The sequence below is a fragment of the Bordetella genomosp. 7 genome, from assembly GCF_002261265.1.
Classification (GTDB): domain Bacteria; phylum Pseudomonadota; class Gammaproteobacteria; order Burkholderiales; family Burkholderiaceae_B; genus Bordetella_A.
On record NZ_NEVK01000003.1, the window covers coordinates 359,377 to 372,786 of the forward strand.

General features: G+C 61.6%; 15 protein-coding genes and 2 tRNA genes. 11 read left to right on the forward strand and 6 right to left on the reverse strand.

Annotated elements, in window-relative coordinates:
- Positions 1 to 12: 12 nt before the first annotated feature.
- From CAL19_RS04035 to CAL19_RS04065, 7 genes are all read left to right on the forward strand, one after another.
- A complete protein-coding gene (locus CAL19_RS04035) occupies positions 13 to 816 on the forward strand; it encodes a hypothetical protein (RefSeq protein WP_026638398.1) in 804 nt (267 codons plus the stop codon).
- A 3-nt stretch (positions 817 to 819) separates the two neighbouring features.
- Positions 820 to 1,821 (forward strand): hypothetical protein, encoded by a 1,002-nt coding sequence (locus CAL19_RS04040; protein ID WP_094796083.1) that lies wholly within the window; start codon positions 820 to 822, stop codon positions 1,819 to 1,821.
- Complete coding sequence (locus CAL19_RS04045) at positions 1,821 to 2,900, forward strand: hypothetical protein (protein WP_026638396.1); 1,080 nt, start codon at positions 1,821 to 1,823, stop codon at positions 2,898 to 2,900. Before CAL19_RS04040 ends, CAL19_RS04045 begins: the two co-directional genes overlap by 1 nt.
- Positions 2,897 to 5,524 (forward strand): DUF2169 family type VI secretion system accessory protein, encoded by a 2,628-nt coding sequence (locus CAL19_RS04050; protein ID WP_094796084.1) that lies wholly within the window; start codon positions 2,897 to 2,899, stop codon positions 5,522 to 5,524. The genes CAL19_RS04045 and CAL19_RS04050 overlap by 4 nt, the downstream gene beginning before the upstream one ends.
- The gene (locus CAL19_RS04055) at positions 5,521 to 6,564 is read left to right on the forward strand and encodes a pentapeptide repeat-containing protein (RefSeq protein ID WP_094796085.1); all 1,044 of its coding nucleotides are present in this window, start codon (positions 5,521 to 5,523) and stop codon (positions 6,562 to 6,564) included. The genes CAL19_RS04050 and CAL19_RS04055 overlap by 4 nt, the downstream gene beginning before the upstream one ends.
- Before the next feature lie 18 nt (positions 6,565 to 6,582).
- A complete protein-coding gene (locus tag CAL19_RS04060) occupies positions 6,583 to 6,951 on the forward strand; it encodes a hypothetical protein (protein ID WP_141214354.1) in 369 nt (122 codons plus the stop codon).
- Between the two features lie 79 nt (positions 6,952 to 7,030).
- On the forward strand, positions 7,031 to 7,540 hold the full coding sequence (locus CAL19_RS04065; protein WP_026638393.1) for a hypothetical protein: 510 nt from the start codon (positions 7,031 to 7,033) through the stop codon (positions 7,538 to 7,540).
- A gap of 142 nt (positions 7,541 to 7,682) precedes the next feature.
- Here CAL19_RS04065 and CAL19_RS04070 read toward each other — a convergent pair whose 3' ends face one another.
- The 4 genes from CAL19_RS04070 to CAL19_RS04085 form a co-directional block, all read right to left on the reverse strand.
- Positions 7,683 to 8,120 carry a hypothetical protein gene (locus CAL19_RS04070; RefSeq protein ID WP_141214355.1) on the reverse strand — a complete coding sequence of 146 codons (438 nt, stop codon included), beginning with the start codon at positions 8,118 to 8,120 and terminating at the stop codon, positions 7,683 to 7,685.
- 56 nt (positions 8,121 to 8,176) lie between these two features.
- On the reverse strand, positions 8,177 to 8,533 hold the full coding sequence (locus tag CAL19_RS04075; protein WP_026638391.1) for a DUF2784 domain-containing protein: 357 nt from the start codon (positions 8,531 to 8,533) through the stop codon (positions 8,177 to 8,179).
- A 40-nt stretch (positions 8,534 to 8,573) separates the two neighbouring features.
- A complete protein-coding gene (locus CAL19_RS04080) occupies positions 8,574 to 9,218 on the reverse strand; it encodes a DedA family protein (RefSeq protein WP_094796087.1) in 645 nt (214 codons plus the stop codon).
- A gap of 184 nt (positions 9,219 to 9,402) precedes the next feature.
- Positions 9,403 to 10,026 (reverse strand): hypothetical protein, encoded by a 624-nt coding sequence (locus tag CAL19_RS04085; protein WP_026638389.1) that lies wholly within the window; start codon positions 10,024 to 10,026, stop codon positions 9,403 to 9,405.
- 291 nt (positions 10,027 to 10,317) lie between these two features.
- Between CAL19_RS04085 and CAL19_RS04090 the strand changes: the two genes are divergently transcribed.
- A complete protein-coding gene (locus CAL19_RS04090) occupies positions 10,318 to 10,614 on the forward strand; it encodes a hypothetical protein (protein ID WP_094796088.1) in 297 nt (98 codons plus the stop codon).
- Positions 10,615 to 10,725: 111 nt separating this feature from the next.
- Here the strand turns inward: CAL19_RS04090 and CAL19_RS04095 are convergent.
- Positions 10,726 to 10,810: transfer RNA gene (locus CAL19_RS04095), tRNA-Leu, on the reverse strand.
- A gap of 11 nt (positions 10,811 to 10,821) precedes the next feature.
- Positions 10,822 to 10,911, reverse strand: a tRNA-Ser gene (locus CAL19_RS04100).
- Between the two features lie 119 nt (positions 10,912 to 11,030).
- Here CAL19_RS04100 and CAL19_RS04105 point away from each other — a divergent pair.
- The 3 genes from CAL19_RS04105 to secG all read left to right on the forward strand — a co-directional run bounded on the left by CAL19_RS04105 (position 11,031) and on the right by secG (position 13,385).
- Positions 11,031 to 12,008 carry an NAD(P)H-quinone oxidoreductase gene (locus tag CAL19_RS04105; RefSeq protein ID WP_094796089.1) on the forward strand — a complete coding sequence of 326 codons (978 nt, stop codon included), beginning with the start codon at positions 11,031 to 11,033 and terminating at the stop codon, positions 12,006 to 12,008.
- A 98-nt stretch (positions 12,009 to 12,106) separates the two neighbouring features.
- Positions 12,107 to 12,853: a triose-phosphate isomerase gene (gene tpiA, locus CAL19_RS04110; protein WP_026638386.1), complete on the forward strand. Its 747-nt coding sequence runs from the start codon at positions 12,107 to 12,109 to the stop codon at positions 12,851 to 12,853.
- 19 nt (positions 12,854 to 12,872) lie between these two features.
- A complete protein-coding gene (secG, locus tag CAL19_RS04115; RefSeq protein ID WP_094796090.1) occupies positions 12,873 to 13,385 on the forward strand; it encodes a preprotein translocase subunit SecG in 513 nt (170 codons plus the stop codon).
- The last annotated feature ends 25 nt before the right edge of the window (positions 13,386 to 13,410 follow it).

A 13,410-nucleotide genomic window follows, 5' to 3' on the forward strand; every position in this document is an offset into this window, starting at 1 on the left:
AACAGGTATGGCATGAGTAAGACGCTGGACGAACTTACCGGTGAGCTGCTGGACTATCAAAAGCCGCCTGGCGCCGGCCCGGATTTCGATTATTCGCCGCCGCCGGCTTCCGATGCGTTAAAGCTGGCCGAAAACAACGGCGTTCGAGTATCCGAGAGCGAACGCACGGCCCTGACGCAAATGGGCGACGTGCTCAGCGGCAGCAGCTTTTCGGTACTGAACCTGAATCTCGATAGTTCGAGCCGGCCGCCCGTAAGCGCCGAGGCGGCCGCGCAGGCCCTGGCCGCCGGCGTCAATGCGGCGTCGGGCGGCACGCTCATTCCGGCGGGCTTCGAAGTCAAGCAAGACTTCAATATGACCGTCCAGGATTATGTCCGGCTGGATTTGCTGGACTCTTACATCAAGTTCACGTCCGGCGCCACGCAATACAACCACAAGAGCAATGTGACGATCGAGGCCACCGACGTCCACCTGAAAGCCGGTGAAATCGCCATCAACGCAGACGAAGAAAAAAACACCGTTCACAACGCAAAAAAACTCAGCCGCTACTTCAACTTGTCCAGCGGGTCGTATTCGCTGACTGAAACTCCCTGGAAAAACAGGTCGGCATTGCTGGTATCGGCCGATCTTTCTTTGGGCAACGCAAGCGTGGGCGGCGTGCGGATCGGTACCGCCGCCCAGATGTCGCACTACGGCAGCGGCCGGCATGGCGGTGGTTTAGTCAGCCTGGATAATGAAAAATCCAAGTGGGAAAAATCTGCCAACATGGTTTCGTTGGGCGCCACGGTGATCTGGCTGATTCTATCGGGCGGTTGACCTATGTGCGACTACAACATACAGCCGGGATCCGCAGCCGGGGCGGTCGTATCCAATATCGGCAATTCCATGGTGTCCCTGCCGCCGGGCATTTTGCGGTTCGACTACGTCAGGCAGCAATTGCTCGCGTATTCCGGCGACCCCATCACGGCGGCGTCCACGGCGCGCGCCATCGAGGTGCTGGCAGAACGCGATCCCGCCAACGCGCAGGCGATTGCGCACGATCTTGCCGCAAAAACCGTTGCCCACCCCAGCACGATAGGCGATCGCGTCCGGCAACGGGTGACCAACCGGCTGCAGGGTCGCACGGACCTGAGCCAGTCGCAGCGTGAAGCTATCGCTTTTGAAGAGGCCCAGTCCGTGCTGCAAGAGACTGGCGCCATCGATGCGCAGTCATCCGGAGGGGTTCAGGCCGACATTCAGCAATATATGGAAGACGGCGTCAGCGCCGAGGCTGCGGCTGCTGCAGCGGCGCAGTCCGCTGCCACAAGCGCGTCGTCGGCGCCCAGCACGTTTTCCATTCTGGGTTACCTGATCCGGCTGGTGCGGGGCGAGGTCACGTACGACTTCCAGGACACGCAGACCATGAACGTCACGGGCAGTGTGATCCATTCGCACTCCGATACGGTGACGTATGAAATGCCCGGCAAGGACATCCATATCAAATGCAGTTCGACAATGAAGACCTATGCCAGTCAGTCGTTGTTGAATTTTCGTTTCCATTCGGGGCGCGGCATCGGCGTCTACAGCGGTTCATATGACGCAACGCTGTATACGTCATTGTCGCTATATGGACTGGCAACCAAATACGGCACGGAGTGGCATGTCTACTCCGGCTATCTGTTTACGGGCACTTTGGGGCGCCTGTATATCGCCGGGTTTGACAACGATATTGTGCTGTACAACACGGCCATTGAAGACAGCAAGAACCATCGGAAGTTCCTGGTCCAGACCAGCAAGCTGGGGAAAGGAAAAGTCCAGTCCTCCACCACGAAGGTGCCCTGATGACAGGTTTCGTTCCTTTGCCCGGTTCCGATGCGCAGGCCGCGATGGCCGAGATCCGGGCGACGCCTGACCTGACGCTCGATAATTTCGACGCGACCGTAGAACCCATCTGGAAAAAGTACAACATCGATCCTGTGTCGGCCGAGGCCGTCCGTGAAGCCGCACATCACACCATGGCGAACAACCCGGGCGCCGACATGAACAGCGTCGCCGCGGATCTGGTTGGCCGCACCATCGCGGATCCCACGGTGGCGGGCAGCAATGCCCGCGCCGCGGTGCGCGCGGGTGGCGAAACGCTTGCCCCCGCCGAGCAGGCCAGACGGGCCGTCACAGCGGCCGGCGATGCGGCCCAGGCCGCAGGAGCAGACCGGGCGGTCGCGGAAAGCAAAGCACAGCAGGCCCTGGATGCAGGCGCCAGTCCGGAATCGGCCGCCGAGTCGGCGGCCACGGCCGCGGTCGCCGACGCGCTGGTAAAAAATTCGTCCAGTTTCGACAGCGTGTCCGGATTCGACATCATGGGCTATTTAAAGGCCATGGTGCAGGGCGTGGTGATAGAAACGAACCTGTCCACCGAAACTCAAACGACAAAGGGTGAGACCAACTGGAAAATTGACGGCTCCTTCGTCCAGACGACGGCGGGCGCATTGACGATCAACTGCCGTAACTATCATGCCGAGGCGAGCACCGATATTTCCGAATCTCCGGTCGGCATGAATTTCTATCTGAAGGGCTACGAAATGTATTCGCCAAAGCCCTTTACCTTCTCGGGGCTGGCGCTGACCGCCTCGGGCGCTACAAGTTCGGCCTACGCCGTGATCGCATCATTGGGCACGGTTAAAACCACTGTGGCAACGCGCGACCTGTATTTATCGGGCGTAACCATGGGATCCGCGCAGAAGCAGTTCCAGCGTTCACATGCCGCGATCGACAAAGCGTTGGTCCGGCTGCATGTTGCCAAGACTTTGCAGTTTCTTGGCGGCAACCCTTCGCCTGCAGTCAAGTCCGCCGCCACGAAGCTGGGCGGCGCCGTGTCGAACCTGGCGAGCAAGTTCAAGAAAAAAGGGAAGGGCGCGCCTTGAAAATCATCAAGCCGCTACGCATGACCATCATGCCCCGCCCTTACCGTTGGCGCGGCGGGACATATCTTGCCGTATCTGTCGCGGTGCTGGTGCGGCATGATGCCCACGGCCCCAAGGTGCAGGCAGAGCACTTCCTGGTGCACGATGTGCTGCCTGAACTCGACGCCGACGAAATGATGGATATGGTCATGCCCAAGCCGCATCCGGAGTTTCTGGTCAGCGGATATGCCTATACAGCGCACCAGAAAGACAAGCAGAAATGCATGGTCAGCGCGCGGGTGGGCAGCAAACGCAAGGATGGCCTGGTCTTCGGTGATCGGTACTGGCTGGGAAACCGGATTTCCGAGCCCGCGCCGTTCGAGGCCATGCCCTTGACCTGGGCCAATTCGTTTGGCGGGCGCGCGATACCGGACAACCCCGTGGGAACCGGTCTGGACGAGGTGGAAGTCAATGGCGCGCGCGCGATACGGCTGCCCAATCTTGAATGCCCCACAGAACGCATACAGACGCGGGGCCAGATCGTTCAACCGTACAATTTCGGGCTGATCCGGCCAGATTGGCCGTCGCGCCTGGAAAAGCTGGGCTCCTGCGACGAAGAATGGGTCAATACCGTGGGATCCGGGTTCTTCGACGACTTGCAGTTCTCGGCCTTCAATGCGGCATCGGATGACCAGATCTGGCATGACCGCGACGCCTTGTCCATGGACGAGCCGTTCGAGTTCTGGAACATGCATCCGGAGCTGCATTGCTGGCAGGGCACGCTGCCATCGCTGCATGCGCGTTGTTTTATCCAGCGCTCGGGCGCTCAACAGCTGGATGAGATTTCAATGCGGCCTACCACGGCGTGGTTCCTGCCGCACCGCACCAGCTATATCCTGCTGTTTCATGGCCAGACCCCCATTGCCGAGGATGACGCATTCGATATCAGCGGCATCATGGGCGCCCTGGAGCATGCCGGACAGCCGCGGCCCGAAGCGCATTACATGAGCATATACGCGCGGCGCACCAGCTTCGACAGCGCCGCGTTAGAGGCGTTTCGCGATGGCGACTTGATGCCGTCGGACATTCTGGCGCCCTGGCTCGAGGATATCCCCCTCGGCGATCGTCCGCTGATGTCCAAGCTGGCAGACCGGCTGCAGCGCGATACCGGTGCGTATCCGCCGGGTGGATTCGTGGGCCCGGTCAAGCCGCTGACGCTCGACCGGCTGGCAGAGGTGGCCGACGAGCACGAGAAGCTGCATGAAGACACTGTCGCCCGCCTGCAGCAAGAGCGGCGCGAGGCGCTCGCTAAAGCCGAAAGCGAAATACGGCAGTCGAGCTTTTCCAAGAAAGAGCCCTTGCTTGAGGCGGTGGCCGGCATGGAATCGTCCGAAGGCGGCTTGACCTTGCCGGAGCAGGGCCCCCCGGATCTCACGGCGATTTTCGACAGCGTGCGCAAGGCGCAATCGCGGCACGCATTGCGGGCGTCTTTGTCGGATAGTGCAACGACGGATATGTCTCCGCGTGACCTGTATCAGCACAGCAAGCGGGGGCTCAAGCAGCTGTATCTGTATTCGGTTCACTTCCAGAGGGGCGTTGCCCGTGCCGCGCCGCACCGGGCGTTGCAGATTCGCGACCAGGTGCTTAGAAAGTACCGCGCGAACAAGAAACTCTCGGATATGGACCTGACGGGAGCCGACCTGTCAGGCATGGATCTATCTGGCGCGGACTTTTCCCGCACCTGGCTCGAGAAAGCCGACTTCACGGGCGCCAATCTGTCGGGGGCAAAGTTCCACGAAACGGTACTGGCGCGCGCATCATTTGTGGATTGCCGCCTGGATGGGGCCTGGATTGAACACAGCAACATCGGCGAAGCCGAGTTCATCAATGTCTCGTTTGGAAACGCCACGTTGACGCGGCTGATCTGCGAGGTGCGCACGCGTTTCCAGAATTGCAGTTTCGAGGCCGGCGCCATCGACGACTTCGTGATGCATCATGCCGAGTTCAAGCATTGCGCCTTCAGGCAGATGAAACTGGAAAGCCTGAGCTTCGAAGGAGGTAGCCTGCAGGACGTGGCAATTGCCGAGGCCTCGATGAACAAGGTCGGATTCGACAGTGTGCATATCGATAATCTCCATATCGACGAAAGCATCCTGCATTCATGCTCTGCTTCGGAGACGCGTTTTCAGAATTTGCGGCTCACCGGGTCCATCCTGAGCAAATGCGTTTTTTCCGACGACGTGTCGTTTACCGGTTGCTGGTTCAATGGCGGAGAGTTTCACCAGACGATGTTCCGCCTCGACCAGTTCGAGAACGTTCTTTTCGAATCTTGCCGACTTGAGCAGTGTGACTTTTCGCAGGCCAGTTTCATCAACTGCCGGTTTGACAAAGTGTCGGCGCCGCAATCGATCTTTGTGCGCGCGCAACTCGATCTCGTCGATATGTCGGGTTGCAATCTCATGCAGGCCAATTTCCAGAAAGCGAGCCTGGTCGGGGCGAATCTTTCCCGCTGCAATTTCTTCCGCGCCGACATGTCGGAAACGCTATTGGATGCATCGACACGGGTGGATGGAGCCTATGTACATCGCACCCGATTGGCGCCGTATCGCCAATCCGGCGGTCCGGTGCTGGAGGGGTCGGCATGAACAAGGCCGAGGTACTGAAGCGTGCGCACACGCTGGAGCGCATAAGCGGCGTCGATCTGCGCGGCGCAGTCTTCCAGAACGAAGACTTGCCGGGGATGATCTTTGATGGGGTCGATTTTTCGGCGGCGCGTTTTCACGCCTGCAGTTTGCGCGAATCGGTGTTCACCGACTGCAATTTCACCGAATCGGTCTTCGAGCAGGTGGATATCTCGCATGCAAAATTTGTGGGCTGCCAATTCCGGCAGGCGGTGCTCGAAGGTTGCGTTTTGTCGGAAGCCACTTTCGACGAGTCAGTGTTCCAGCGCGCGGCTTTTCGAGACTGCCGGGCCGAGCAGGCCGATTTGATCGATTGCGACTTTTCAGGCGCCGCGCTGCGCGGTATTGCGCTGTTGGAATGCAACGTATTCAGTACACGATTCGAAGGCGCCGACTTCACCGATGCTGACCTGTCGAAATCCACCCTGCACGAACTCGACCTGCAAGAAACCATTTTCACTCGCGCAGTGATGCGCCAGATGGCCTTGTCGGGATGCACCCTGTCTAACCAGACGTTCGCCGGGCAGGACTTGTCTGAAACACAGTTCAACGAGGCCGAGCTGTCCGGCGTGGATTTTTCGGGTTGCCGCATGACGATGTGCAACTTCAGCGATGCAGAGCTCGTCGACGTCGATTTTTCAGGCGCGCAGATGCGCAATACGCTGTTCGTGGGCGCAACAATCCAGAAAACCCGTTTCGTGGGCGCCACGCTGCCGCAAAGCCTGTGGAACAATGTGCTGGCGACCGACAGTGATTTCGCGGGCGCCGAGCTTTCCATGAGCGTGTTCAACCGCGGATCGTTCCAGCGGTGTAATTTCACCGGCTGCGATCTGCAGTTCGCCGATTTTTCGTATGCCGGTCTGCTGGATTGCAGGCTGGATGATGTCGCCCTTAACCGCACCCGATTTCATCGGGCCGTGCTTGATTCGGAAGATATCAAGCGGCGGCCCGGGGCGGTCGAGCGCGATGACGAATTGTTTGAAGCTGAACTACGCAGCGCTTGATTATTAAAGGAGTTCGATATGCCGTTCTGGGGTTGTATGGGCAGCGGGCGCAGTATCGGATTGGGGCCGTACGTTACGGGCGTGTCCAAGAACGATATGCTCAGCTGCATGAAACTGCCGACCACCAATGTGTTCATTCAGCGCAAGCCGGCCCACAATATATTCTCGGTGGCGCCGCTGACTATCGATCTTCCCACCGGCGTCCTGGGCCTGGCTTCCGGCACGCTGTTCATGCTGGGCACCACCATCGCGCTTTTCTCGTTCACAGTGGTGGCATGCGGGGGCTTTGTCATACGGTGGCTGTGCCTTGCGCTGCAGAACTTGTGGAATACGCTGGGCATGTATCTGAAGATGGACCAGAAAAAGGTCCTGGTCCTGGCGGCGTGAGCGCAAGTTTGCCTGTGCAGGACGACTACGCCATGCAGATTCGAGAAAATACCCGCCGGGGCCGGGGGAAGCAGCGTCCATGATTTACTACACGCTGGCGGGTGTCGTGGGCTACGCCCTGGTGGTCGGGGCGACGGTATGCTTCCTGGTGTACGTCGGGATGCTTGCCACCCTTAGTAATTTCTTCGGCAATGAGCACGCCTACAAGATCATCCTGGTTTGTTTTTTTGTAGGCATCATGTTCTTTCAGTTGCGATCCCTGATCGTCGACTTCATTTCCGAGCGCCTGGTGAAAACGGGTGTGCAAGCTTCCGGAACCGTATTGGTGGCCGAGAACTGCGGCAAGCAGGGCGGCGACAACGACCAGTGGTTCCAGCTGCGCGTGGCAGTCAATCCATCCACGGAACTGCCGCAGCCGCGCGAAGTCTACATCGAGCAACTTTTCAAAGAAAGCGCCCTGCAGTGGCTGAAGCCCGGTGTAGCGGTCGGAATCCGCTATTCACCGAAGTGGCGGCTTGCCATTGTCGAACACGCGGATGCCTATCCGCGACTGCATGCGGGGCCTCAGTTCAGCCGGCGCCGCAGCTGACATGGCGTGCATCGTCGGTGGCCCGCCCGCCATCAAGCGAGCGATCAAACAGCATGCGACTGCCGGCGTCGCGCAGGTCAGTCGGGTTCGGCAGCATCAACCGTAATCGTGACCAGGCCGGCGAAGGCGCCCTGGAACACATTTACGCCGCCGCCGTCTTCGGTGGCCAGCCTGAAAACCCTGAAGTGGTCGTCTGGTATTTGGGATCCGGCACGGCTGTTTCGCCCAGGCATTGCCTGATCATCGAAACCGTTTCGTTGACGGTGGTGTTTCGAAGGTCGCAGTTATAGTTTTCGTTGAAAAAATCCCTGCTGACCACCACGCTGCACCACTGACTGTCTGCGAACGTCACACTGGCGGGGTATTTTTTCGCGGACTGCATATCGTGCACCTGGGCCTCGTCACGAAGATTCCGGAAGCTGTTTGGCGCGTCGCTGATGACCTGCTTCAGTATCTGGCAGTCTTGGTCGGCGTCGCGCGCCTGTGCATGGGACGCCGAAAAGATGAAGAAGGTGACGAACATTGCGCGCAGGAGCAAGACGCCGCGGATGACCATGGGATGCCTGTCAGGTAGCTTCATGTGCCCGCATTCTAACGGGCCGGCCCGCTGCGGTATATTCCACAGCCGATACGCCGTCATCGCCTTGCATAGACGATGGCGTAGACAATGAGGTTGACCGCCACCAGCGCGGCCGCCAGGGCGATCTGCAAGGGGCGCGTCAGGCCATCGGGGTAGATCAGCCCGAGCACATAGTGTTCGATGAACCCGCCCGAATAGCCCTGCTGGCCCGCCATCCGCCGCAGCGCGTTTTCCAGGGGCGTCAGGGGGCAGATCCATCCCAGCGCCATCACCGCCGTGCCCCACGCGAGCGCCAGCAAGTGCCAGGGTAGCCACCAGCGGTTTCCCAGCACCAGCAAACCGCCCAGGGCCGCGAACAGGATAAAGGCGCCGTGAACCAGCAGGACGATGTCGGCAAGTACGCGGTAGATCATCCTGCGGTCTCACTGGCATGAGCAAAGGCGGATGCTACGCCTAGCGTTTGCGGCGTGCCCGCGGGTCGTCGGGCGATCGTCGCTTGCGCATGAAGACGGCCAGCAGCCAGCAGCCCAGCAACACCGAACCCGCCGTACCGATGATCAGGCCGACATGCTGGCTACCCTGCATTGCGCCCACGCCGCGCGCCGCAAGAAAGCCCGGCGCCAGCATCAGGGGCAGCCATAGCACCGCCGACAGCACGTTGGCTATCTGGAAACGCACCGGATGCATGCCCATGATGCCCGCCACGGTGGGAATAGTGGAACGGATCGGGCCCAGGAAGCGGCCGATCAGTACCGATGCAAACCCGTAGCGATGGAAGAACAGGCGGGCGCGCGCCACAGCCGTGCGCTGTGTTGAAAACGGCCAGCGGCGCAGCATGCCCGTGCCCAGCCAACGGCCCAGCAGATAAGACAGGGCGTCGCCTACCACCGCGCCGGCGATTCCCCATGGCACGATGATCCAGGGCGACAGCGTGCCGGCGCCCACCAGCCCGCCGGTCAGCAGCAGCAAAGCGGTGGCGGGAATAAAAAGCCCCACGATGATCAGCGATTCGCCGAGCGTCAGCAGGAAGAGGATGGGGCCGGCCCAGTCCTGGTTGGTCTGGATGAACTGGCCGATGCTTTCGAAATATGCGTCCATGCGCCATTGAAGAGAAACAGTCGCTGGGCATGTTAACGCAGGCTTGCCTGCTTCAGTGTCTGGAATTCATGCGAAGCGGGGCGGGATGTAACGGATGGTGGCGGGCAGGGCGCCCGCGCCGTGTCGGGCGCGGGGCTGCAGAGCGGCGGCGCCGGGCGCGATGTCCAGGCGCGGCGGCGGGAGGCTAGTGTTTGCCGCCCAGCATCGAATCGCGGGCCTGTTCCGCCCGCGACGCGCCGATTGCCGTCTCGACCTTTTTCACCTCTTCCGGCGGCGGCAGTACCGCGGGCAGGCCCAGCGATTCGATCCACAGCTCGCGGGTCCAGCCCTTGGTGTGATACAGGTGGTGGTCTTCGTCCTGTTCCACCGCTTCAAAAGCCTGTTTCAGTATTTTGGCGCGTTCGCCGCTGGTCTTTTCGGCCAGCATGCCGATCAGTTCCCAGTTCAGGTGGTCCTTCGTCTCTGCCAGCACGACGCACTCGGCGGCCACCAGTTGCGCGGCGGCCGGGTCGCCCTGCGACTTGGCCATCTCAATGGCCTGCACCAGCGATTGCCCGTGGTGAGCCACGATCTCGCGCGACGGCACGGGCGCTTCGGGGTCGAGCCCCAGTTGCTCGAAAACTGTCAGCAGGACCTGGCGGTGGGTGCTGGTTTCTTCCAGATAGCCTTCCCATTCTTCCTTCAGGTCGTCATTGATGGCACAGCTGATGGCGGCCTCATATACCTTGATTCCACCCATCTCGGTTTCCAGGGCCTGATAAAGCAGGTCGTTGATCTGGTCTGTTTTGGCGGCATGCGCTTTAGCCATGGCGGGTTCTCCACGAATTTGTCGATAATGCCTGCGCCGCGCGCAGGGGCCGACCGCCACGCAAGCGGCGTGCCCGGCAGGCAAGCGACGTGCCGGAGCCTTCCCCGGTCACCGTAGATCGCATCGGTTCGGCGAGTTCATCTGCTTGGATTGCCGCCCGGAACACACCCCTCATGCCGTCGATATTGATACGCTTTCCTTAGTAATTCCGGGCGCTATACTCGTGTGCTGGAACAACCATGCCCAGGTGCGATGTGCGTCGAATCGTGGGTCATCCATTAGGTGTACACCATGCCCAAGAAAGCTGTCATTGCGTTGTTGGCCGTCGTGGCGGCAGGCTGCTCCGGCGGGGGGCCTGATGATGAACAGGTCAAGCAGGCGCTGTATGACCATTACGCCACCGCGCAGGGCGGAGCCGAGCTTCGGAAGGCGCTGGATCAAGGGGTGGGCGTCAGCGATTGCCAGAAAGCCGGCGAACAATACCGATGCCTGGTCGAAAATAAAGCGCTGGGATCCGCCATCCCCATGTTCTTCGCTTACGACCCCGCACAAGAAAAATGGACTTTCGTCAGGCAAGATCGCAACTGATCGCCCATGTGGCCCGCGGCCTTGCGCTTTTAGGGGTAAGGCCGGCCGTCGGGCAGGCTTGAACAGGGGGCCGGGGAACGTCGCGGATTGCGGCAAGCAACGGGGCAGGCCTGGTGCACCCACCCGGAATCGAACCGGGACGCCTTGCGGCGAGGGATTTTAAGTCCCTTGCGTCTACCAATTTCGCCATGGGTGCGGGGATATGGCTGGCGGAAGCGGTGGGATTCGAACCCACGAAGGGCGCAAACCCTTGCCGGTTTTCAAGACCGGTGCCTTCAACCACTCGGCCACGCTTCCGTCTTGTGTCGGCGGTATGGTACCGCGACCGGACGTTCCAACCGTGGCCATGTTCAATGGCGAGTTTGGAACTTCCGTAAAGGGCAGCATAATAATCCATTTGAGCCAGGAGGCGAGACATGCGAGCTATAGAAATATCCCAGCCCGGCGGCCCTGAAGTACTTGTGCCCGCCGAGCGCCCCATGCCCGAGCCTGGCCCGGGCGAAGTCCTGATCAAGGTGGCGGCGGCCGGCATCAACCGGCCCGACGTGTTCCAGCGCAAGGGCAACTATGCGCCGCCGCCGGGCGCTTCCGATCTTCCCGGCCTGGAAGTGGCGGGCGAGATCGTCGGCGGCGATGCCGCGGCGGCGGGCTTTGCCGTGGGCGACAAGGTATGCGCGCTGGTGGCCGGCGGAGGCTATGCCGAATACTGCGTGGCTCCTGCCGTGCAATGTTTGCCCATTCCGCGCGGCCTGACCGAAATCGAAGCGGCCGGCCTGCCCGAAACATATTTCACCGTGTGGAGCAACGTGTTCGACCGCGGCGCGCTGCAAGCCGGCGAGACCTTGCTGGTGCATGGCGGCGCCAGCGGCATTGGCACCACGGCCATCCAGCTGGCTCGAGCCATGGGCCACACCGTTTATGCCACAGTGGGCAGCGACGAGCGCGCCCGCGCAGTCGAAGCCCTGGGCGCGACACGCGGCATCAATTACAACACGCAGGATTTCGTCCAGGAAGTGCGCGACGCCACGGGCGGCGCGGGGGTCAATGTGATTCTGGACATGGTGGCCGGCGAATACATCAACCGCAATCTCAAGTGCCTGGCCGACGATGGCCGCATTGTCATCATTGCCTTGCTGGGCGGTGCGCGCGCCGAGGTCGACGGCAACCAGATCCTGCGCCGCCGGCTCACGATCACCGGCTCCACGCTGCGACCGCGCCCCGTGGAATTCAAGGGCGCCATCGCAAGGTCCTTGCGCAAACATGCCTGGCCCCTGCTCGAGGCGGGCAGCATCAAGCCCGTGGTGCACGCCACCTTTCCGCTCGAACAGGCATCGGCGGCCCACGCCATGATGGAAGCGGGCGAAAACATCGGCAAGATCATCCTGACGGTGTAACAGAGGGGCGCCGGGGGCAGCGGTTTGGCCGGTAAACAGGATACAATCTTTGGTTTGACCCGGATTTCGTCCGGGCCCATTCCAAACACTGTTGCGCCATGACCTCTGTTGAAGACCGCGCCCGTCTCGTGCTGGGCAACTGGAAGATGCACGGTAGCCTGGCCGAAAACGCCGCGTTGCTCCAAGCCCTGCGTGCGGCCGACCCGGCCGCACATTGCGAAATCGGGGTCTGCGTGCCGTTTCCCTACCTGGCCCAAACGGCCGAGGCCCTGCAAGGCAGCGCGGTTTCCTGGGGCGCGCAAGACGTCAGCGCGCATGCCAAGGGCGCCTACACGGGCGAAGTCTCGGCGGCCATGCTGCAAGAGTTCGGGTGCCGCTGGGCGCTGGCAGGGCATTCCGAGCGCCGCAGCCTGCACGGCGAAACCGACCAGGTCGTGGCCGACAAGGCCAGTGCCGCGCTGCAAGCCGGGCTGACTCCGGTGGTATGCGTGGGCGAGTCGCTGGCCGAACGCGAAGGCGGCGACACCCTGGGTGTCATCGAACGCCAGCTCGAGCCCATCCTGGCGCTGGGCGCCGATGCGCTGTCGCGCATGGTGCTGGCTTATGAGCCCGTCTGGGCCATCGGTACCGGCCGCACCGCCACGCCCGAGCAGGCCCAGGAAGTCCACGGCGCCATCCGCGTCGCCCTGCGTGGGCTGGGCGCGGGCCAGGTGCGCGTGCTGTACGGCGGCAGCGTCAAGGCTGCCAATGCCGCTTCCCTGTTTGCCATGACCGACATCGACGGCGCCCTGGTGGGCGGCGCATCGCTGGTGGCCGAAGAATTCTTGCGCATCGCCGCTATATAAGTTTCCCCCGGAGTCTTAAATGTCTATGACCCTTACTCTCTTGCTGGTCGTGCAGGTGCTGTCGGCCCTGGCGATCATCGTCCTGGTCCTGCTGCAGCAGGGCAAGGGCGCCGACATGGGCTCGGCTTTCGGCAGCGGTTCTGCCGGCAGCCTGTTCGGCGCCACCGGGGCGGCCAACTTCCTGTCGCGCACCACCAAATGGGCCGCGGTCGTGTTCTTTGCCAGCACGCTGGGCCTGGCCTACCTGAGCCACAAGGGCTCGCAGTCTTCCGGCGCGATGGAATCCGGCGTGATGCAAGACTTCCCGGCCGACCGTTCCGTGCCTCAGGCGCCCGGCGCCGGCGGCGGTTCTTCGGTGCCGCAAACTCCGCCTGCGCAGCCTGACGCCTCGGTGCCCCAGACGCCCGCCCCGGCCGCACAGCCCCAATCGCAGCCGCAGCCGGAATCGCAGCCGCAGCCGCAATCGGAAACCCAGCCCGCCGAAGTACCGGCCGCGCCGGCGCAGCCCGATACGCCCAAGCCCGCCCAGTAAGCGCGCCGCTGGCAAACGCCATAAA